17 protein-coding genes are annotated in these 21,733 nt (G+C 55.5%); 10 read left to right on the forward strand and 7 right to left on the reverse strand.

Annotated elements, in window-relative coordinates; all coding sequences use genetic code 11:
• Position 1 precedes the first annotated feature (1 nt).
• Positions 2-2,113, reverse strand: coding sequence for a bifunctional 23S rRNA (guanine(2069)-N(7))-methyltransferase RlmK/23S rRNA (guanine(2445)-N(2))-methyltransferase RlmL (gene rlmKL, locus KW828_RS02390; protein WP_218334824.1), 2,112 nt, complete (start codon positions 2,111-2,113; stop codon positions 2-4).
• 100 nt (positions 2,114-2,213) lie between these two features.
• On the opposite strand from rlmKL, the gene KW828_RS02395 reads away from it, so the two are divergent.
• Positions 2,214-3,323 carry a YcbX family protein gene (locus tag KW828_RS02395; protein WP_218334825.1) on the forward strand — a complete coding sequence of 370 codons (1,110 nt, stop codon included), beginning with the start codon at positions 2,214-2,216 and terminating at the stop codon, positions 3,321-3,323.
• Here KW828_RS02395 and zapC read toward each other — a convergent pair.
• Entirely contained in the window at positions 3,320-3,862 is a 543-nt protein-coding gene (gene zapC, locus KW828_RS02400) for a cell division protein ZapC (protein WP_129362097.1), read from the reverse strand. The genes KW828_RS02395 and zapC overlap by 4 nt on opposite strands.
• A 167-nt stretch (positions 3,863-4,029) precedes the next feature.
• The gene (gene pyrD / locus KW828_RS02405) at positions 4,030-5,040 is read right to left on the reverse strand and encodes a quinone-dependent dihydroorotate dehydrogenase (RefSeq protein ID WP_218334826.1); all 1,011 of its coding nucleotides are present in this window, start codon (positions 5,038-5,040) and stop codon (positions 4,030-4,032) included.
• Between the two features lie 239 nt (positions 5,041-5,279).
• Between pyrD and ssuE the strand changes: the two genes are divergently transcribed.
• Genes ssuE through ssuB form a run of 5 tightly spaced genes read left to right on the forward strand, consistent with a single transcriptional unit; the run spans position 5,280 to position 9,527 of the window.
• The gene (gene ssuE / locus KW828_RS02410) at positions 5,280-5,855 is read left to right on the forward strand and encodes an NADPH-dependent FMN reductase (RefSeq protein ID WP_218334827.1); all 576 of its coding nucleotides are present in this window, start codon (positions 5,280-5,282) and stop codon (positions 5,853-5,855) included.
• A complete protein-coding gene (locus KW828_RS02415; RefSeq protein ID WP_218334828.1) occupies positions 5,848-6,822 on the forward strand; it encodes a sulfonate ABC transporter substrate-binding protein in 975 nt (324 codons plus the stop codon). The genes ssuE and KW828_RS02415 overlap by 8 nt, the downstream gene beginning before the upstream one ends.
• Entirely contained in the window at positions 6,819-7,964 is a 1,146-nt protein-coding gene (ssuD, locus tag KW828_RS02420; protein ID WP_218334829.1) for an FMNH2-dependent alkanesulfonate monooxygenase, read from the forward strand. The genes KW828_RS02415 and ssuD overlap by 4 nt, the downstream gene beginning before the upstream one ends.
• 9 nt (positions 7,965-7,973) lie before the next feature.
• Entirely contained in the window at positions 7,974-8,756 is a 783-nt protein-coding gene (ssuC, locus tag KW828_RS02425; RefSeq protein ID WP_218334830.1) for an aliphatic sulfonate ABC transporter permease SsuC, read from the forward strand.
• A 3-nt stretch (positions 8,757-8,759) separates the two neighbouring features.
• Positions 8,760-9,527: an aliphatic sulfonates ABC transporter ATP-binding protein gene (ssuB, locus tag KW828_RS02430; RefSeq protein WP_218334831.1), complete on the forward strand. Its 768-nt coding sequence runs from the start codon at positions 8,760-8,762 to the stop codon at positions 9,525-9,527.
• Between the two features lie 53 nt (positions 9,528-9,580).
• Here the strand turns inward: ssuB and pepN are convergent, their stop codons facing one another.
• Positions 9,581-12,193 (reverse strand): aminopeptidase N, encoded by a 2,613-nt coding sequence (pepN, locus tag KW828_RS02435; RefSeq protein ID WP_218334832.1) that lies wholly within the window; start codon positions 12,191-12,193, stop codon positions 9,581-9,583.
• A gap of 265 nt (positions 12,194-12,458) precedes the next feature.
• On the opposite strand from pepN, the gene pncB reads away from it, so the two are divergent.
• The 4 genes from pncB to KW828_RS02455 all read left to right on the forward strand — a co-directional run bounded on the left by pncB (position 12,459) and on the right by KW828_RS02455 (position 18,325).
• A complete protein-coding gene (pncB, locus tag KW828_RS02440) occupies positions 12,459-13,661 on the forward strand; it encodes a nicotinate phosphoribosyltransferase (RefSeq protein ID WP_218334833.1) in 1,203 nt (400 codons plus the stop codon).
• A 166-nt stretch (positions 13,662-13,827) separates the two neighbouring features.
• The gene (gene asnS, locus KW828_RS02445; RefSeq protein WP_218334834.1) at positions 13,828-15,228 is read left to right on the forward strand and encodes an asparagine--tRNA ligase; all 1,401 of its coding nucleotides are present in this window, start codon (positions 13,828-13,830) and stop codon (positions 15,226-15,228) included.
• Positions 15,229-15,837: 609 nt separating this feature from the next.
• A complete protein-coding gene (locus tag KW828_RS02450; RefSeq protein WP_305730769.1) occupies positions 15,838-16,947 on the forward strand; it encodes a porin in 1,110 nt (369 codons plus the stop codon).
• A 187-nt stretch (positions 16,948-17,134) separates the two neighbouring features.
• Complete coding sequence (locus KW828_RS02455) at positions 17,135-18,325, forward strand: amino acid aminotransferase (protein ID WP_218334835.1); 1,191 nt, start codon at positions 17,135-17,137, stop codon at positions 18,323-18,325.
• A gap of 43 nt (positions 18,326-18,368) precedes the next feature.
• On the opposite strand, the gene KW828_RS02460 is transcribed toward KW828_RS02455, so the two are convergent.
• The 3 genes from KW828_RS02460 to ldtD all read right to left on the reverse strand — a co-directional run bounded on the left by KW828_RS02460 (position 18,369) and on the right by ldtD (position 21,629).
• Complete coding sequence (locus tag KW828_RS02460) at positions 18,369-19,016, reverse strand: MBL fold metallo-hydrolase (protein WP_218334836.1); 648 nt, start codon at positions 19,014-19,016, stop codon at positions 18,369-18,371.
• Between the two features lie 27 nt (positions 19,017-19,043).
• Positions 19,044-19,592: a YcbK family protein gene (locus KW828_RS02465; RefSeq protein ID WP_218334837.1), complete on the reverse strand. Its 549-nt coding sequence runs from the start codon at positions 19,590-19,592 to the stop codon at positions 19,044-19,046.
• A 180-nt stretch (positions 19,593-19,772) separates the two neighbouring features.
• Positions 19,773-21,629: a L,D-transpeptidase gene (gene ldtD / locus KW828_RS02470; protein ID WP_218334838.1), complete on the reverse strand. Its 1,857-nt coding sequence runs from the start codon at positions 21,627-21,629 to the stop codon at positions 19,773-19,775.
• Between the last annotated feature and the right edge of the window lie 104 nt (positions 21,630-21,733).

Here is a 21,733-nt window from a genome sequence, read left to right on the forward strand (position 1 = left end):
TTCAGGCTGAGGTGATCAGCCAGCAATTGTGGATCTGACGGTTGCGGGCGAAATCCTGCGACTGTGTTTTTTGCGTGATTTCTTGTGCTTTCAGTCCGAGCTCAGCCAGACCGTCGTGATCCATACGGAAACCGCGTTTGTTGTTCGAGAACATAATGGTGCCGCCTTGACGCAGCAGACGTTTCAGATCTTTCATCAGGCGCAGGTGATCGCGCTGTACATCGAACGCATCTTCCATTCTTTTTGAGTTAGAGAATGTCGGTGGATCGATGAAGATCAGATCAAACTGTTCGTCGGTATCGCGCAGCCAGGCCAGGCAATCGGCCTGGATCAGGCGGTGCGCGCGACCGCTTAAATTGTTCAGACGCAGGTTGCGCTCGGCCCACTCCAGATAGGTGCGGGACATGTCCACAGTAGTGGTAGATTTCGCGCCGCCAAGACCTGCGTGGACGCTGGCGCTGCCGGTATAGGCAAAGAGGTTAAGGAAGTCTTTACCTTTGCTCATCTGGCCGAGCATACGGCGGGCGATACGGTGATCGAGGAACAGGCCGGTATCCAGATAATCGGTCAGGTTAACCCACAGGCGCGCGTTGTATTCGCTCACCTGCATGAAATCGCCCTTCTCGTTCATCTTCTGATACTGGCTTTTGCCCTTCTGTCGTTCACGGGTTTTCAGCACCAGCTTGTTCGGGGCGATGCCCAGCACGGCGATGGTGGCCGAAATAATATCGAACAGGCGCTGACGGGCTTTCTGCGGATCCACGGTTTTCGGCGGCGCGTACTCCTGCACCACCACAGAATCAGCGTAGCGATCGACCGCCACGTTGTACTCCGGTAAATCGGCGTCATACAGGCGATAGCATTCGATCCCTTCCTGACGGGCCCATTTTTCCAGTTTTTTGACGTTTTTACGCAGGCGGTTGGCGTAATCTTCCGCCATCGATGCGCTGCCCTGCGCATCAGCGCTGGTCACGGCAATTGCGTAGTTTTTCTGTACGCAGTCCAGCGGGCCGTTTTTGGCCTTGAACTGGCGATCGGCGCGCAGTTGCAGGCAGTTAAGCAGATCCGGCGAAGCGCTGAACAGCGATAAGTTCCAGCCGCCGAACTGACTTTTGATGATACGTCCCAGCGTGCTGTGCAGCGCAATCAGCGCCGGTTCGCTGTCCAGACGTTCGCCGTACGGCGGGTTGCTGAGGATGGTCCCGGTCGGGCCTTCCGGCAGCGGGTTTGTCAGTTTAGCGACGTCTTTCACGTCAAAAGCGATCAGCTCGCCCACGCCAGCACGACGGGCGTTGCTGCGGGCGCGTTCAATCACGCGGCTGTCGTTATCGGAGCCGTAAAAACGCGAGCCATAATCCGCGAGACCTTTACGGGCGCGCACCTGAGCTTCGGCTTTTACTTCTTTCCAGATGGCCTCGTCATGCTGCGCCCAGCCGTTGAATCCCCAGTGCCCGCGATGCAGGCCCGGCGCGCGATCGGTGGCGTACATTGCCGCTTCAATCAGCAGCGTACCGGAACCGCACATCGGATCGAGCAGCGGTGTGCCCGGCTGCCAGCCAGAGCGCATAACAATAGCGGCGGCGAGGCTTTCTTTGATCGGCGCAAGGCCGGTGCCGTCACGGTAGCCACGCTGGTGCAGGCCTTCACCGCTCAGATCCAGCGCAATATGCGCGGTGTCTTTGTTCAGCCAGACGTTAATACGCAGGTCCGGTTTTTCGCGATCGACGTTCGGACGTTCCATATTTTTACGCGTGAAGCTATCGACGATGGCGTCTTTGACCTTCAGCGCACCGTACTGGCTGTTACGAATGGTCTCGTTCAGCCCGCTGAAGTGCACGGCAAAGGTGGCGCCAGGGCTGAAAATCTCCGTCCAGTCGATCGCCTGCACCCCGAGATAGAGGTCAAGGTCGCTGTAAACCTTGCACTCGCTCATCGGCATCATGATGCGCGAAGCCAGACGACTCCACATCAGGCTCTGGTAGACGAGCCGGGTATCCCCCTCAAAATGGACACCACCCTGAACCACCTGAGCATTCTGCCCGCCCAGGCTTTCCAGTTCAGTTTTTAACAGCTCTTCCAGCCCGCGGGCCGTACTGGCAAACAGAGAAATCATATCGTCACTTATTCACTTAGAAAATTGTTGCGCATTATAGCTAATCTCAACGCTATGTCATAAAGTTGAGCGCTTATTTCCATATTCTGAAGAGGATGGCGTGGCAACCTTATCGCGGCTTTTCATTCACCCGGTTAAATCAATGCGCGGCACTGGCCTCACGCATGCCCTGGCGGACATCAGCGGACTGGCATTCGACCGCATTTTTATGGTCACTGAACCCGACGGCACCTTCATTACCGCCCGTCAATTTCCCGCGATGGTGCGCTTCACGCCCGCCCTGTTACCCGATGGCCTGCACCTGACCGCCCCCGACGGCAGCAGTGCGCTGGTGCGCTTTGCGGATTTCGATGCACAGCCTCACCCCACAGAAGTCTGGGGCAACCATTTTACGGCCTTTATTGCGCCTGCGGCGATAAACCAGTGGCTGAGTGGTTTTTTCGCCCGCGACGTACAACTACGCTGGGTTGGACCGCAACCGACGCGCCGGGTAAAACGCTTTGAAAGCGTGCCGCTCTCTTTCGCCGACGGTTTTCCTTATCTGCTGGTCAACGAAGCCTCGCTTCGGGATCTTCAGCAGCGTTGCCCGGCGAGCGTACAAATGGAGCAGTTCCGACCCAATCTGGTGATCAGCGGTGCCGCAGCCTGGGAAGAAGACCGCTGGAAAGTGGTGCGCATCGGGGAGGTGATTTTTGACGTGGTGAAACCGTGCAGCCGCTGCATATTCACCACCGTTAGCCCGGAGCGCGGACAAAAGCATCCCTCCGGTGAACCGCTCACCACGTTACAGGGCTTCCGTACCGCGCAGGATAACGGCGATGTGGATTTCGGCCAGAACCTGATCGCCCGCAACAGCGGCGTGATCCGCGTCGGTGATGAACTGACCGTGCTGGCCAGCGCGCCGGGCAAAGTCTATGGCGCAGGCAACGTGGCCGCGACGCTGAAGGTAGATAAAGTTGATCCGTCGGGCGTGAGCATCGATTTTCAGGGGCAGGTGTTTACCGGCAACAATCAGCAGGTGTTACTTGAGCAACTAGAAAGTCAGGGGATCCGCGTACCCTATTCCTGTCGGGCGGGGATCTGCGGCTGTTGCCGGATCCGTTTAGTCGAGGGGGAAGTCAGTGCGCTGAAACAATCGGCAATTGGTGACGATGGCACCATTCTGAGTTGCAGCTGCATTCCCAAAACGGCGCTGAAACTGGAAGGTTAAACGGCCTGTTCGAGGCTGAAACTGGCGGTCATCGGCTGCGGTTTCAGCCTGTCATTCATCACTTTGATCGCATCGCCAAGCTGCATAGTGCGGCCGGCAATCATTACGCCCGGCTGCGCCAGCAAGCAGAGCGCGGCATTATCACCCGGTTCAACCACCAGCAGATTAACCTGCTCCGCGGTGTCGCTCAGCCAGACGCTGGCGGCTTCACCGGGCAGCGGCGCCCAGCGGTCGTTATGCGCCAGGAAGTGCCAGCTTTTCGGCATCTGTGGTTTCAGAAAACGGATCGCCACCAGCGCGTTCAGCACCAGTTCCGCCTGCTGTTCACGGTTCAGATCCAGGTAACGGCATTTTTCTTCGAAGGAGAAATAAAGCGCAGCATCTTCCACGCAAAAACCGGTCGGCGCAAAAGCATCCGGGGTTAACATGCGACGGGGAAAGCGGGAACGAAATAACATGCCATTGGCCAGATCGAGCATCATACGATCGTGCTCTTCATCAAAATACCAGCGCCAGTTATCGTCAGGTTTAATTCGCATATTCCTCTCCCGTTCGCAAGCGTCCTGTTGCTTTTTTATCCCAGTTTGCCGCTTCGCTTATTGTGTAAATAATAAAAGACCACAATGTTTAAATAAGCAACAACGACGGAATATAAAACAACCAGGGCCGGAAATAAAGCCCTGGTTGTGATTTAGCGGGAGAAACGTCAAATATGGGTAACGATTTCTTTAATCAGCGGCGGCCCTTTAAAAATAAAGCCCGAATAAATTTGTACCAGCGTGGCACCGGCCGCGATTTTTTCCCGCGCGGCGATGACGGAATCAATCCCGCCCACGCCGATAATCGGCAAACGCCCATTCAGCTCAAGGGCCAAACGCCGAATAATTTCTGTGCTTTTTAATTGCAGCGGGCGACCGCTTAATCCACCCATTTCGTCGCAATGTTTCATACCCTGCACCAGCGATCGTTCCAGCGTAGTATTGGTGGCAATAACACCATCAATATTATGGCGAATTAAACTGTCGGCTACCTGGATCAATTCTTCTTCGCTAAGATCCGGCGCGATCTTTACCGCCACTGGAACATATTTATGGTGGATATTCTGCAATTCACTCTGCTTATTTTTGATAGCCAGCAAGAGATCGTCTAACGCCTCGCCATATTGCAATGAACGCAGGCCAGGGGTGTTCGGTGAGGAGATATTGATGGCGATATAACCGGCATAGGCATAGATTTTTTCCATGCAAATCAGATAGTCATCTTTACCCTGCTCAACCGACGTGTCTTTATTTTTGCCAATATTAATGCCCAGCACGCCATCAAAATGCGCTTTTTTTACGTTCTCGACCAGGTTATCAACGCCGAGGTTATTAAAGCCCATGCGGTTGATTAACCCCTCGGCTTCGACGAGGCGGAAAATACGCGGTTTATCGTTACCCGGCTGTGGACGCGGTGTCACGGTGCCAATTTCAATCGCGCCAAATCCCATTGCGCCAAAGGCATCGATACATTCGCCATTCTTGTCAAGACCCGCCGCCAGGCCAAGCGGATTCTTGAAGGTCAGCCCCATGCAGGTGACGGGTTTTACCGGCACATTCTGGCGCACCAGTGCTTCAAATGGCGTACCGGATACCCGGCGTAATTGCTGAAAGGTCACTTCATGTGCGCGCTCAGGATCGAGCTGAAAAAGGGCTTTACGAACGAAGGGGTAGTACATGAACTCTCCTGGATTCCCGGTGTGCAAACCGGGGCCGTATTATGTTTGATAGCGCCCGGAAAGGGAATTGACCTGAGGCAAAAAAGCCCGCAAAAAAAGCAAACGTTTACCTTCCGCCCTCTTCTTATGCCGATTTTTGGCAATTCTTGCGCAGATAAATCATTTAGTGGAATAAAAACCCTCTGGCAAATTGTTATCAATGTTAGATAAAAGCAAACATTTGGTTATAAGGAGTCAGTATGCGTGTAGTGACATTAGCGGGAAGCCCACGTTTCCCTTCGCGCTCCAGCGCCCTACTGGAATATACCCGCGAACGGTTAAGCGAGCAGGGGATCGACGTCTGCCACTGGCACCTGCAAAACTTTGCGCCAGAAGATTTGCTCTATGCGCGTTTTGACAGTCCGGCGCTGCTGGCGTTAAACGAACAGCTCAACGATGCCGACGGGCTGATTGTCGCCACGCCGATCTATAAAGCCTCGTTTTCCGGTGCGTTAAAAACGCTGCTGGATCTGCTACCCGAGCGCGCGCTGGCGGGGAAAGTGGTGTTGCCGCTGGCGACCGGCGGCAGCGTCGCCCATATGCTGGCGGTGGATTATGCCCTGAAGCCGGTGCTGAGCGCGCTGCGCGCCCAGGAAATTTTACAGGGCGTGTTCGCTGATGACAGCCAGATTGCCGATTACCAGCATAAAGCGACCTTCAGTCCCCATCTGCAAGCCCGCCTCGATAGCGCGCTGGAAACGTTCACCCAGGCGCTGCACCGTCTTGACCGTAAAGCCCCGTTGATCAGTGACACGCAAGGAGTCGTCCATGTTTAACCTTTTCAAATCCCGCGCCCAGTGGCTGGCCCTCGGCGGCATGTTAACGCTCTCCGCCTGGTCACAGGCAGCCCAAACCGCTCCAGACGCGCTGCGTATCGGCTATCAGAAAGGCAGCGTCAGCATGGTACTGGCGAAAAATCATCAGTTGCTGGAAAAACGTTACCCGGACACCAAAATTTCCTGGGTGGAGTTCCCTGCCGGCCCGCAGATGCTGGAAGCGCTGAATATCGGCAGTATTGATTTAGGCAGCACCGGTGATATTCCGCCTATTTTTGCTCAGGCTGCCGGGGCGGATCTGCTGTATGTCGGCGTCGAACCGCCGAAGCCAAAAGCCGAAGTGATCCTCGTGCCGGAAAACAGCCCGATCAAAACCGTCGCCGATCTGAAAGGCCATAAGGTCGCGTTCCAGAAAGGTTCCAGTTCCCACAACCTGCTGCTGCGCGCACTGCAACAGGCTGGGCTGAAATTCACCGATATACAGCCGACTTATCTGACGCCTGCGGATGCACGTGCCGCGTTCTCGCAGGGCAATGTCGATGCCTGGGCGATCTGGGATCCCTACTATTCAGCGGCCTTGTTGCAGGGCGGCGTGCGGGTGTTGAAAGATGGCACCGATCTCAAACAGACCGGTTCGTTTTATCTGGCGGCCCGTCCTTATGCTGAAAAGAATGGCGCGTTTATTCAGGGCGTGCTCGATACCTTCAGCGAAGCAGATGCGTTAACCCTCAGCCAACGCGAGGCCAGCATTAGTTTACTGGCGAAAACCATGGGGCTGCCTGAGCCGGTGATCGCCACCTATTTTGATCACCGTCCGCCGACGCGCATTTCGCCGGTTAACGACGCCACGGCCGCGCTGCAACAGCAGACCGCCGATCTGTTTTATCAAAACCGCCTCGTCCCGAAACAGGTGGATATTCGTACCCGCATCTGGCACCCGGCCACGACTCAAGGAGCTAAATCATGAGCCTGAATCTGTTCTGGTTTTTACCGACCCACGGTGATGGTCACTATCTTGGCACTGAACACGCGGCCCGCCCGGTCGATCATGGTTATTTACAACAGATTGCCCAGGCCGCTGACCGCATCGGTTTTAGCGGCGTACTGATCCCGACGGGGCGCTCCTGCGAAGATGCGTGGCTGGTGGCGGCCTCGCTGATCCCGGTGACGCAACGGCTGAAGTTTCTGGTCGCCCTGCGTCCGAGCGTGACCTCCCCGACCGTGGCGGCACGTCAGGCGGCAACGCTGGATCGTCTGTCTAATGGCCGTGCGCTGTTTAATCTGGTGACCGGCAGCGATCCGCAGGAGCTGGCCGCTGACGGCGTGTTCCTCGATCATACCGAGCGTTATGAAGCCTCGGCGGAATTCACTCACGTCTGGCGACGTCTGCTGGAGGGTGACACCGTGGATTACCACGGCAAACACATCCATGTGCGTGGCGCAAAACTGTTCTTCCCGCCGGTGCAGCAGCCGCGTCCGCCGCTCTATTTCGGTGGCTCCTCGGATGTCGCGCAGGATCTGGCCGCCGAGCAGGTGGATCTCTATCTCACCTGGGGCGAACCGCCGGAGCAGGTGAAAGAGAAAATCGAGCAGGTGCGCGCCAAAGCGGCGGCGCACGGACGCAGCGTCCGTTTCGGGATCCGTCTGCATGTGATTGTGCGGGAAACCACGGAAGAGGCGTGGCAGGCCGCCGATCGGCTGATTTCCCATCTCGATGATGACACCATCGCCATCGCGCAGGCGGCATTTGCCCGTCAGGATTCGGTAGGGCAACAGCGCATGGCGGCGCTGCATAATGGCCGCCGTGAAAATCTGGAGATCAGTCCGAACCTGTGGGCGGGCGTCGGCCTGGTGCGCGGCGGCGCGGGTACTGCGCTGGTGGGCGATGGTCCGACGGTGGCGGCGCGTATCAACGAATACGCGGCGCTGGGCATCGACAGCTTTATCCTCTCCGGCTATCCGCACCTTGAGGAAGCGTACAAAGTGGGCGAGCTGCTGTTCCCACATCTGGATGTCGCTATTCCTGCTGTACCGCAGCCGCGCCAGTTACAGGCACAGGGTGAAGCGGTGGCGAACGATTACATTCCACGCAACGCGTCCCAGAGTTAAGGAGCCGCTATGTCCGACTCATCCCGTCAATGGCTGTTGCGCGCCGCCCCCTGGTTTTTACCGGTGGGCGTGGTGGTGATCTGGCAGATTGCTTCGTCAACCGGCTGGCTTTCGACGCGCATTCTGCCCTCGCCGGAGGGCGTGGTGGAGGCGTTCTGGTCGCTCTCTGCCAGCGGTGAGCTGTGGCAGCATTTGGCCATCAGCTCGTGGCGGGCGCTGATTGGTTTCTCCATTGGCGGGTCGATTGGCCTGACGCTGGGGTTAATCAGCGGCCTGTCGCGCTGGGGTGAACGGCTGCTGGATACCTCGGTGCAGATGCTGCGCAACGTGCCGCATCTGGCGCTGATCCCGCTGGTGATCCTGTGGTTTGGCATCGACGAGAGCGCGAAAATTTTCCTCGTCGCGCTCGGGACGCTGTTCCCGATTTACATCAATACCTGGCACGGCATCCGCAATATTGACCGCGGTCTGGTGGAGATGGCGCGCAGTTACGGCCTTTCCGGTTTCGCGCTCTTTGTCCATGTGATCCTGCCCGGCGCCCTGCCCTCCATTCTGGTTGGCGTGCGCTTCGCGCTGGGCCTGATGTGGCTGACGCTGATTGTGGCGGAAACCATTTCGGCCAACGCCGGTATCGGTTATCTGGCGATGAATGCCCGCGAGTTTTTGCAGACCGATGTGGTGGTGGTCGCCATCATTCTTTATGCCGTGCTGGGAAAACTGGCGGATCTGAGCGCGCAACTGCTTGAACGCGTCTGGTTACGCTGGAACCCGGCCTATTCTGTGAAGGAGTGATCGATGAATACTGCGCGTCTGAATCGCGGTACGCCGCTGGTAATTAACGGCGTCACCAAGCGCTACGGTCAGAACACCATTCTTAATGGCCTGGATCTACACATTCCGGCCGGGCAGTTTGTTGCGGTCGTCGGCCGCAGCGGCGGCGGCAAAAGTACCCTCTTACGTCTGCTGGCCGGGCTGGAAAAACCGCAAAGCGGGGAGATCCTCGCTGGCTCCACGCCGCTGGCACAGATCCAGGACGACACGCGAATGATGTTCCAGGATGCGCGCCTGCTGCCGTGGAAATCGGTGATCGATAACGTCGGCCTTGGTCTGAAAGGCGACTGGCACGATGCGGCCCGGCAATCGCTGGCGGCGGTGGGTCTTGAAGATCGTGCGGCCGAGTGGCCGGCGGCGCTCTCTGGCGGGCAAAAACAGCGTGTGGCGCTGGCGCGGGCGTTAATTCACAAACCGGGTTTGCTGCTGCTGGATGAACCGCTGGGTGCACTGGATGCGCTGACCCGGCTGGAGATGCAGGCGCTGATCGAATCGCTGTGGCAATCCCAGGGCTTTACGGTATTGCTGGTGACCCATGATGTCAGCGAAGCAGTGGCGATGGCCGATCGTGTTTTGCTGATTGAAGACGGCAAAATCGGGCTGGATTTGACGGTTGATATTGCGCGTCCACGCAGGCCTGGTTCGGTGCGGCTGGCAGAGCTGGAAGCGGATGTGCTGGATCGGGTGATGAAACGCGGCGATGCGCCGGTAAGAGCAGTAAAAACAGGGTGAGGGATGATCCCTCACCCTTGCCCTCTCCTCGCGGAGAGGGTGACAACAGCAGATTACGCCAGCGCTTTGTCAATCTTCTCGAACAGATCGCCCGACAGATTATCCAGCCCTTTCAGTTTTTCCAGCGCGATACGCATTAAAGCCTGACGGCTTTCGTCATAGCGTTTCAGGCGGATCAGCGGCTCAATCAGACGGGACGCCACCTGCGGGTTACGGCGGTTCAGCTCGGTGAGCATCTCCACCATAAACTGATAGCCGCTGCCGTCTTCCGCATGGAATGCCGCCGGGTTGCTGCTGGCGAAGGCACCAATCAGCGAACGTACACGGTTCGGGTTAGAAAGGGTAAACGAGCGGTGATTCAGCAGGCTGCGCACGGTGTCCAGCACGTTGGCGGCGGGACTGGTGGCCTGCAAAATAAACCACTTGTCCATCACCAGCCCATCCTGGTGCCATTTGTCGTCATAATCCTGCATCAGCGCATCGCGGCATGGCAGCTGCGCCGCGACAGCGGCAGAGAGCGCGGCCAGCACGTCAGTCATATTATCGGCGTGGTGATACTGCTCGCTCACCAGACGGTCGCCCAGTTGCGCATCGCCAAACGCCAGATAGCGCAGGCAGGTGTTACGCAGGGAGCGCTTGCCGATGTCGGCATGTTCCACGCGGTAAGCGTCGAGTTTATTGGCGTTATAAACGGCCAGGCACTCGTCTGCCAGTTCTGTCGCCAGCGTGCGGGTCAGCGCTTCGCGTACCGCAGCGATCGCCACCGGATCGATAATATCGAACAGTTCAGCCACTTCACTGGCAGAAGGCAGCGTCAGGATCTCTGCCGCCAGCGCCGGATCGATCTGCTCATCGAGCAGGATCGCCCGGAAGGCATCTGCGACATGCAGCGGCAAGGAGAGCGGCTGCCCCTGCTGCTGACGCGCGACGTTCAGGCGGATGTACGTTGCCAGCAGGCTTTGCGCGGCATCCCAGCGGGAGAAATCATTGCGGGCATGACGCATCAGGAACGTCAGTTGCTGGTCGCTCCACTTATATTCCAGTTTGACCGGTGCGGAGAATTCCCGCAGTAGCGATGGCACTGGCTGGAAGTAGACATTATCAAAGACAAACGTCTGCTCGGCCTGAGTGACGTTGAGCACATGATGCACGGCATGACCATCTTTTTGCAGCGGGATGACGTGGCCGTCGTTGTCATAGAGTTCAATATCAAACGGAATGTGCAGCGGCAGCTTTTCTTCCTGCTCCGCGGTCGGCGGCGTGCGCTGGCTGATGGTCAGGGTGTACTGTTCGGTTTCCGGGTTGTAGTCGTCGCGCACGGTGACAATCGGCGTACCGGACTGGCTATACCAGCGGCGGAAATGCGACAAATCGACATTGGATGCATCTTCCATCGCCTGCACAAAATCATCACAGGTGGCGGCGCTGCCGTCGTGGCGTTCAAAGTAAAGCTGCATCCCTTTCTGGAAGTTCTCTTCTCCCAGCAGCGTGTGCAGCATACGGATCACTTCCGCCCCTTTTTCATACACCGTCAGGGTGTAGAAGTTGTTCATCTCAATGACTTTGTCCGGGCGGATCGGGTGCGCCATCGGGCTGGCGTCTTCCGCGAACTGCATGCCGCGCATGGTGCGCACGTTGCTGATGCGGTTAACGGCGCGGGAGCCTAGATCAGAACTGAACTCCTGATCGCGGAATACCGTCAGCCCCTCTTTCAGGCTGAGCTGGAACCAGTCGCGGCAGGTCACGCGGTTACCGGTCCAGTTATGGAAATATTCGTGGCCGATGACGCGCTCAATATCGAGATAATCTTTGTCGGTGGCGGTATCAGTTCGCGCCAGCACGTATTTAGAGTTAAAGACGTTAAGGCCTTTGTTCTCCATCGCGCCCATATTGAAGAAGTCCACGGCGACGATCATATAGATGTCGAGGTCGTATTCCAGACCGAAGCGCGTTTCATCCCACTTCATGGAGTTTTGCAGCGAAGTCATCGCCCAGGGAGCGCGGTCAAGGTTGCCGCGATCGACGAACAGCTCCAGCGCGACTTCGCGGCCAGAACGCGTGGTAAAGGTATCGCGCAGCACGTCGAAATCGCCCGCCACCAGCGCAAACAGGTAGCAGGGTTTCGGGAACGGATCCTGCCACTGCACCCAGTGACGACCATTGTCCAGATCGCCCTCGCCCACACGGTTACCGTTGGAGAGCAGGTACGGATAGGTGGTTTTATCGGCAATGATTTTGGTGGTAAAACGCGCCAGCACGTCCGGGCGATCCAGATACCAGGTGATATGGCGGAAACCTTCTGCTTCACACTGGGTACAGAGCGCTTCGCCTGACTGGTAAAGTCCTTCCAGCGCCGTATTGGTCGCCGGGCTGATCTCGTTGACGATGCGCAGAGTAAAGTGGTCCGGCAGCGCCGAAATCACCAGATAATTGTCTTCGATCTGGTAGTCAGTCCAGGGGGCATCATTGATGTGTAACGAGACCAGGGTTAAATCTTCACCATTAAGACGCAAAGGTGCATCAGACGCGCCCTGTCGTGACACGCGGCTAACGGCGGTGACCACGGTTTTGGCGGCGTCCAGGTCAAAGGTCAAGTCAATATCGCTAATCAGGTAGTCCGGCGCACGGTAATCGTGGCGGTATTTGGCTTGTGGCTGTTGTGTCATAAAAAACCTTTAGCATCTTTTAGTATGGTATCGACTCCAGTCTATTCCTGTTGTTCAGAACGCGCCACGCAGAATCTTCATCTTTTCAGGCAGAAACGCCCTGTTTGCTACATTTTTATAACAGTGGCACGAAATGCCCTCGCCTCAAAAAGCGGCATATGTTGTGATCGGGGTTCAATAAATTGATAAACAGGGTATACTCCAGCGATTCTCCCCTGTTGTTTAATGTACTAAACGCTCCTGTGAGAGGATGCTACGGCACGCCATGACACTATATGCTTCCCCGATCCTGCATACGCTGCTTGATACCGATGCGTACAAGCTGCACATGCAACAGGCTGTTTACCACCGTTATGCCGATGTGCAGGTGGTGGCCGAATTCCGCTGCCGTGGCGACGATCTGCTGGGTATCTACGCCGATCGTATTCGCGAGCAGGTCAACGCGATGCAACATTTACGCCTGCAGGATGATGAATTCCAGTGGCTCTCCGGCCTGCCTTTCTTTAAAGCGGACTACCTCAACTGGTTGCGCGATTTCCGTTACGACCCGCAGCAGGTGGAGATCACCAGCGACAACGGCAAGCTCAATATTCGTCTGAGCGGCCCGTGGCGGGAAGTGATCATGTGGGAAGTGCCGCTGCTGGCGGTTATCAGCGAGCTGGTGCACAGCTATCGCTCTCCTGAAGCGGGCGTCCCGCAGGCGCTGGCGATGCTCGAAGAGAAGCTGGCGGAGTTCGCCGATCTGACCGCCGATCTGGATCTGTCGCGTTTCCGGCTGATGGATTTCGGCACTCGCCGTCGCTTTTCCCGCGAGGTGCAGCAGGCTATTGTTGAGCGGCTGACGCAGGAGCCGTGGTTTACCGGCACCAGCAATTACGATCTGGCGCGCCGTCTGTCGCTGACGCCGATGGGCACCCAGGCGCACGAATGGTTCCAGGCACATCAGCAGATCAGCCCGGATCTCGCCACCAGCCAGCGCGCAGCCCTCGCCGCCTGGCTTGCGGAATATCCGAATCAACTGGGCATTGCGCTGACTGACTGCATCACCATGGATGCGTTTTTACGCGACTTCGGTCCGGAATTCGCCACCCGCTATCAGGGCTTGCGCCACGACTCCGGCGACCCGGTGGAATGGGGTGAAAAAGCCATTGCGCATTATCAGAAGCTCGGTATCGATCCGCACAGCAAAGTGCTGGTGTTCTCCGATAATCTCGATTTAAAGAAAGCGGTCGATCTCTATCGCCACTTCTCTTCACGGGTGAATTTGGGCTTCGGCATCGGTACGCGCCTGACCTGCAATATTCCGCAAGTGAAGCCGCTGAATATCGTGATCAAACTGGTGGAATGTAACGGCAAGCCGGTTGCTAAACTCTCGGACAGTCCGGGAAAAACTATCTGTCACGATAAAGCCTTTGTCCGCGCTTTACGTGAAGCCTTCGATTTACCGCTGGTAAAAAAAGCCAGTTAATCGCAAAAGGGAGCCTTAATGGCTCCCTTCTTCTTATTTATTTATTAATTCTTCGCCGGTTGCTGCGAATTCTGCTTGTCTGATGGCGCATGCCAGGTAACATAGGTATCCCCCCTTTGGGTGGATAAATGACTATTTTTTCCAGACAATTAACAGAGAGAATATTATGAGCGTTGCGCCTGTAGCCGACGTACTCCAGGGCCGTGTAGCCGTTGACCATCAGGTCACCGTGCGCGGATGGGTACGTACCCGCCGAGATTCAAAAGCTGGCATCTCCTTCCTGGCCGTCTATGACGGTTCCTGCTTTGATCCTGTACAGGCCGTTATTAATAATTCTCTGCCCAATTACAATGACGAAGTGCTGCATTTAACCACCGGCTGTTCCGTGATCGTGACCGGCACAGTTGTCGCATCGCCTGGCCAGGGCCAAAGCTTTGAAATCCAGGCCACCAGCGTGGAAGTGACCGGCTGGGTTGAAGATCCGGAAACCTATCCGATGGCGGCGAAGCGCCACAGCATCGAGTATCTGCGTGAAGTCGCGCATATGCGTCCGCGTACCAACCTGATTGGCGCGGTTGCCCGTGTGCGTCATACGCTGGCGCAGGCGCTACATCGCTTCTTCCATGAGCAGGGTTTCTTCTGGGTTTCTACACCGCTGATCACCGCATCCGATACCGAAGGTGCCGGTGAAATGTTCCGCGTCTCCACGCTGGATCTGGAAAACCTGCCGCGCAACGACCAGGGCAAAATCGACTTCGATAAAGACTTCTTTGGTAAAGAAGCCTTCCTGACGGTTTCCGGTCAGCTCAATGCTGAAACCTATGCCTGCGCCCTGTCGAAGGTCTATACCTTCGGCCCGACCTTCCGCGCTGAAAACTCCAACACCACGCGCCATCTGGCCGAGTTCTGGATGCTGGAGCCGGAAGTCGCCTTTAACGATCTGGAAGATAACGCCGCGCTGGCAGAAGCGATGCTGAAATACGTCTTTAAAGCCGTGCTGGACGAGCGTATGGACGATCTGAAATTCTTCGCCGAACGTGTAGATAAAGATGCTATTGAACGTCTGGAGCGTTTCATTTCGGCGGACTTCGCCCAGGTGGATTACACCGACGCGGTGCGCATTCTGGAAACCTGCGGTGAGAAATTCGAGAACCCGGTGTACTGGGGCGTGGATCTCTCCTCCGAACATGAGCGCTACCTGGCCGAGAAACACTTTAAAGCACCGGTGGTGGTGAAGAACTACCCTAAAGACATCAAAGCGTTTTATATGCGCCTTAACGACGACGGTAAAACCGTTGCCGCGATGGACGTACTGGCGCCGGGTATCGGTGAGATCATCGGGGGTTCGCAGCGTGAGGAGCGTCTGGACGTACTGGATGCGCGTATGGCGGAGATGGGTCTTAATAAAGAAGACTACGGCTGGTATCGCGATCTGCGTCGCTACGGCACCGTGCCCCATGCCGGTTTCGGCCTTGGTTTTGAACGCCTGATCGCCTACGTGACGGGCGTGCAAAACGTGCGTGATGTGATCCCGTTCCCGCGTACACCGCGTAACGCCAGTTTCTGATTGTCAGTTACCCCGTCTCAGAGCCAGTTTTTACTGGCTCTTTTTTTACCTGCCATTGTCAACTTATGTTAACAATGTGTGAGTATTCTCAGCCTTCAACCCCGCCTTCCTGAAGCAATGTCACTTCCTGTATCGCTGAAACACCTGTGTACAAAAAATAAGCCCTCCATTTCTTGCGGATAAGTTTTTTCTGAAGCATTAGCACATGAGGATAAATTCTGCCCGGCAATCCGGACGGCTAAATCCGACTATAAGAAAAACAGAGATAAGAATGATTCTTGAATAAGAATTGCCGTTAGCACTATTAAATATAAGCAATTCATATATATAGGAATGGATGCGATGGATTTAGCAGCGGATGTGCCGGAAATTAGAGATGGTTCACAAAGTTCCCAAAAATTCACACAATGTTACACATTATTTCTTTTGGTTACTGCTTTACGACATTTGTAGCACTTTGGCGCTAGCGAAACGATTACATGAATGGAAAGATGCCTCTCAGACACAGAGAGACACCAAACTCTCATCAATAGTTCCGTAAATATTTATTGACGGAATTTATTGGCGGCAGTGGCAGGTGTTCATAAAACCTAATGAGGGTAATAAATAATGATGAAGCGCAATATTCTGGCAGTGGTTATCCCTGCTCTGCTGGTAGCCGGTGCAGCTAACGCTGCTGAAGTTTATAACAAAAACGGCAACAAACTGGACCTGTACGGTAAAGTTGTTGGCGAACACGCTTTCACCACTTCCGGCGACAACACCTCTAACAAAGATAACTCTTACGGCCAGATCGGCTTCAAAGGCGAAACTCAGGTAAACGATCAAGTTACCGGTTACGGCCAGTGGGAATATCGTGCTAAAGCAAGCAAAGCCGAAGGCAGCCAGGACAACGTAACCCGTCTGGCTTTCGCAGGTATCAAAGTTGCTGACGCTGGCTCTCTGGACTACGGCCGTAACTACGGCATCGTGTACGACGTAGAATCCTACACCGATATGGCTCCGTCCTTCTCTGGCGAAACCTGGGGTGGCGCTTACACCGATAACTTTATGACCATGCGTTCTACCGGTCTGCTGACCTACCGTAACAGCAACTTCTTCGGTCTGGTTGATGGTCTGAGCCTGGGTATTCAGTATCAGGGTAAAAACGACCGTGACAACCTGCGTGAAGCAAACGGCGACGGCGTGGGTGCATCCCTGGGCTACGAGTTCGGTGAAGGCTTCGGCGTGATCGGTTCTTACAGCACCGCAAACCGTACCCTGGCTCAGAAAGCTGATGGCAACGGCGACCGCGCTGATGCATGGGCTGTTGGCGCGAAATACGACGCAAACAACCTGTACCTCGCTGCTGTTTATGCTGAAACCCGCAACATGACCAACCTGGGCAACAGCGGTGATTCTTTAACGGTTCCTGACAATAACGGCAACTTCTACACCGTTGCTAACAAAACTCAGAACGTTGAGATGATAGCTCAGTACCAGTTCGATTTCGGTCTGCGTCCGTCCGTATCATACGTTCAGTCCAAAGCTAAAGATCTGCCGGGCATCGGCAACCGCGATCTGGCGCAGTACGTGACTGTTGGCGCAACTTACTACTTCAACAAAAACTTCAACGTGTACGGCGACTACCGTATCAACCTGCTTGATAAAGAAGATGGTGATACCGGCTTCGTTGGCGCTGATGACCAGGCTGTTGTTGGCGTAGCGTACCAGTTCTAATAAGTAACAAACCTCGTTATATGCTGTTTTAAACAGGGCTTCGGCCCTGTTTTTTTATGTCCAAAATTCGGATATTCCCTTCAGTTCTCAGATCGATTTCTTTTTATCGCAAACGGTTGGCATTTCCCCTCTCAGCCGTTAACCTGATAGCGGCTTTTCCTTTTTGACACCACAATGGAACCTCGTCATGTTTGAGAAAATCACCGCTGCCCCTGCCGACCCTATCCTGGGCCTGGCCGATCTGTTTCGTGCCGATGCACGCCCCACTAAAATTAATCTGGGCATCGGCGTCTATAAAGATGAAACCGGCAAGACCCCGGTACTGACCAGCGTTAAAAAAGCTGAACAGTATCTGCTGGAAAATGAAACGACTAAAAATTACCTCGGCATAGACGGTATTCCAGAGTTTGGCCGTTGCACGCAAGAGCTGCTGTTTGGCAAAGGCAATGCCATCATCAACGACAAACGCGCCCGCACGGCACAAACACCTGGCGGTACAGGTGCGCTTCGCGTGGCAGCGGATTTTCTGGCTAAAAATACGGATGTAAAACGCGTCTGGGTGAGCAATCCAAGCTGGCCGAACCATAAGAGCGTGTTCAACTCTGCCGGTCTGGAAGTACGTGAGTATGCGTATTATGACGCGGCTAACCACCGGCTCGACTTTGACGGTCTGGTCGCCAGCCTGAATGAAGCTCAGGCGGGCGACGTGGTGCTGTTCCACGGCTGCTGCCATAACCCAACCGGTATTGATCCCACGCTGGATCAGTGGCAACAGCTTGCTGAACTGTCAGCGCAAAAAGGCTGGCTGCCGCTGTTTGACTTCGCCTATCAGGGCTTTGCCCGTGGTCTGGAAGAAGATGCTGAAGGGCTGCGCGCCTTTGCTGCGCTGCATCAGGAACTGATCGTTGCCAGCTCTTACTCCAAAAACTTCGGTCTGTACAATGAACGCGTCGGTGCTTGTACGCTGGTGTGTGCGGATGCAGAAACCGTGGATCGTGCGTTCAGCCAGATGAAATCAGTTATTCGCGCCAACTACTCTAACCCGCCAGCGCACGGCGCCGCCGTGGTGGCGACCATTCTCAGCAATGACGCGCTGCGCGCCATCTGGGAGCAGGAACTGACGGATATGCGCCAGCGTATCCAGCGTATGCGTTTACTGTTTGTGAATACCCTGCAGGAAAAAGGGGCGCAGGAAGATTTCAGCTTCATCATCAAACAGAACGGCATGTTCTCCTTCAGCGGCCTGACCAAAGAGCAGGTGCTGCGTCTGCGTGAAGAGTTTGGCGTGTATGCGGTTGCATCCGGTCGTGTGAACGTTGCGGGTATGACGCCGGATAACATGGCGCCGCTGTGCGAAGCCATTGTCGCCGTGCTGTAAGATTTTGCGCATTAAAAAAGGTCGCCATGGCGACCTTTTTTTATTACCAGACCGGCATCTCATCCTGTAAGAAAGGATTGTGCAGGCGCTCTTCACCGAGCGTGGACAGCGGGCCATGCCCCGGCAGGAAGGTGACATCATCACCTAACGGCAACAGCTTGCGTTTGATCGAATCGATCAGCGTCGCATGGTCGCCACGCGGGAAATCACTCCGCCCCACACCGCCTTTGAAAATCACATCCCCTGAAATCAACAGACGGGCGCGATCGTCAAAGAACACGATATGACCTGGGGTATGTCCTGGGCAATGCAGCACCTCAAGCGTGATATGACCTACGCTGACGCTCTCCCCTTCATTCAGCCAGCGATCGGGCGTCAAAGGCTGACACTCTTCCAGGCCAAACATCCGGCTCTGGGCGGGTAATCCCGTCAGCCAGAACTCATCTTCTTTTTCCGGGCCGATAATCGGCACAGCATAATGTTGCGCCAGTTCGGCGGCGGCACCAACATGATCCAGGTGACCGTGGGTCAGTAAAATCTGCGTCAGCGTCATGCCGCTGGCATCCACTACCTGTTTGATTTTTTCTGCATCACCACCGGGATCAACCACGGCGGCCTGGCGGGTTTCTTCGCACCAGATAAAGGTACAGTTCTGGGCAAAAGCGGTAACCGGAATAATACGATAGTTCATACGGCTCCTGTGTATTAAAGGCTTGCGTTACCAGTGCCGAACCGGCCCGGTATCAATATGCACAAAGTTGCTGCTGGGGTAATATCCTACACCACCTGCGTGCAGAGATAACGCCGCTTTGCGAATATTGCTTAATGCAATGCCTTCAACATGGAAATCCATGGCCTGCCCTTTGGTGTGATAACTCTTTTTCGCCACACCGCTGCTGTGGGCGCGCAGCTCATTATTGGTATCCAGCGAGCGATAGCCTGAAATAAGTTGCACTGGTTTACGGGTGCCAAGCAGTCCCTGCAAACGATAAAGCTGGTCGAACAGCTTTGGATCGATGGATTTCACTTTATTGGCGCGATAGTCGCGGAAAAAGTGGTTAAGTTTAGCTAATTCATCCTGAATATAGCCCCGGCCATCAAAAAACTCCGCCTTAATTGACTCACCGGTGTGCAGGTTATTCAGCGTCAAAATCCGTGGGCGTGGGGTGGAAAGGGTCGCAAAAGCAGGGGTTGGTAAGATGGCAGCACCGAGTGCTACACCACCTAACGCCAGCAATTTGCGGCGATTAGCGTCAAATTTATCCATGATAATCAGGTCTACAGGTAAGGAGTTGCGTAATTTATGCACTTCTGGCGCACGAGAGGCACCTTACCGGGCAACACTGGCTGCGTCAAGGCAGCCTAATCCCCGAATAAACGGGCATTTCTGCCCGTTTACGTGTAAGTGCCGGAAATTAGGACTGCAGAATTATCTGAACTACTTCATTTACCTGATTAATTGTTCCGCTTTTGGCAGGATTTGTGCGCTGGATCGCGCGGTGAGATCATAATTGTAAATATCTGTACGATACTGGGTGCGCCCATCGGCATCGACAAAGGCGGTAAGGTAGTAAAGGTTCACCGGAATGGTCTGGCGGATGTTCACATAACGGGTATCCCCCTGGCGCAGCGCATCAGAAATCCGCGCATCGTTCCAGCCTGCGTCCTGCAACAACATGTTCGCCAGCTCAGAGGCTTTGTTCACCCTCACACAGCCGGAACTCAACGCACGGGCGTTTTTCTGGAACAGGTTATGGTTTGGCGTATCGTGCAGATAGATGGCATCGGAGCTGGGCATATTAAATTTGTAGCGTCCTAATGAGTTATGCGCGCCCGGTGCCTGCTGGAAACGGAACGGCAGGTTAGACGGCGTAATAGTGCCCCAGTCCACCTGCCATGGATCGATAGTCTCTTTGCTGTTCCAGCCACGCAGCACGGTGTAGTTATGGCGCTCCAGATACCCCGGATCGTTCCACACCTTCGGCAAAATATCATTACGCGCCAGCGTTGGCGGGACGTTCCACGGCGGGTTAACCACCACGTTATTCAGCGCGCTGCTCATCATCGGCGTTTTACGATCCGGGCGACCCACAATCACCCGCGACGACAGCACCTGATTGCCCTGCTGGTAATAGACCAGCGAGTAGGCCGGGATATTCACCATAATGCCGGTAGAGAGTTTCTCCGGCAGCAGGCGCAAACGCTGAATGTTGAGCGCCAGTATCCCGGCACGCTGGGCCGGTGAGATATTCAGGGCGTCACGGGTTGACTGGCCAATCACGCCATCGGCGCCCAGTCCGTTCGAGGCCTGGAAGCGCTTCACCCCTTCCACCAGATCTTTACTGTAGGCGCTGCGTACCGCCGCCACGCGCTTCTTCTTCGCGTTCTGTACCGGGACCGGTTTTGCGGCGGTCTCCTCGACATTCGCCGCCGACGGGCTGACAACCGTCCCGTTGTCGTTGCTGTCACCTGGCAGCGCAATTTTCGGGCCGTCGTCCAGCATGCCGGAACGGCTGAGGATTTCCCGCAGCGCCGGAACGTCATTGCTCCACTGACCGGGGCTGAGCTTGCCAGACGAGGTGATCTGCGGCCACGGCTGTGAATCCGCCACCAGCGCCAGCAGGGCGCTGTGCATCGCGGCATACTGCTCATGTTGCGGCGCAAGCTGGGTGATAAACGTCGGCAGCTCGCCCTTGTCCAGCGCCAGCTGCCACTGATTAATGACCGACAGCGGCGGCGTGGCCAGCGCATAAGGTTTGGCGCTGTATAACCAGCTGTTACCTTTCACCGGAATACCGGCGATAAACTGCAGGTAACCCATCATTGCATCCGACAGCACCACATCGCGCGCCATGCCGGAGACATCCGGATTAGTCAGTAGCTCCACCCAGGCGGTGAATTGCGGCTGGAAACCGGCAATCGCCACCTCCGCCAGCTGCTGCTGGAAAGCTTTCACCGCATCGCGGTTATCCCACATCGGTTTCTGCTCGCGCGCCGCGTACAGCGCCACCAGCTGATTCATATACACCGGTTTGTAACCCGACGGGAGTTCAGCCTCCAGTGTGCTACGCGTGCTGGCCAGCGCATTATCCGGTAACGTCACCAGCGCGGCCATCACCGCCGTAGCGCGTGACTGCTCCTGCGGCTGTAACAGCGCCGTCGGTTGTTCACCGGTCGTTGCCGAACTGTCGGCAGGGATCACTTCCGGCTCATCGGCCATAGCGTTAAACAGTGAAGCGAATGCGAATGCCAGGCACAAACTCAGTGCGGACATCCGCCTACCCTTCATTTTACTAAGCAACATCCCTTGCCCCCTGTTTATGTAATTGTTGCGACAACGTTAACGCGTCACGCTTATATTGAGTATATAAAGCTAAAAATACATTTGCTCAGGCTAATGTAAAGAAG

Source organism: Enterobacter sp. ENT03, assembly GCF_019218745.1.
Lineage (GTDB): Bacteria > Pseudomonadota > Gammaproteobacteria > Enterobacterales > Enterobacteriaceae > Enterobacter_D.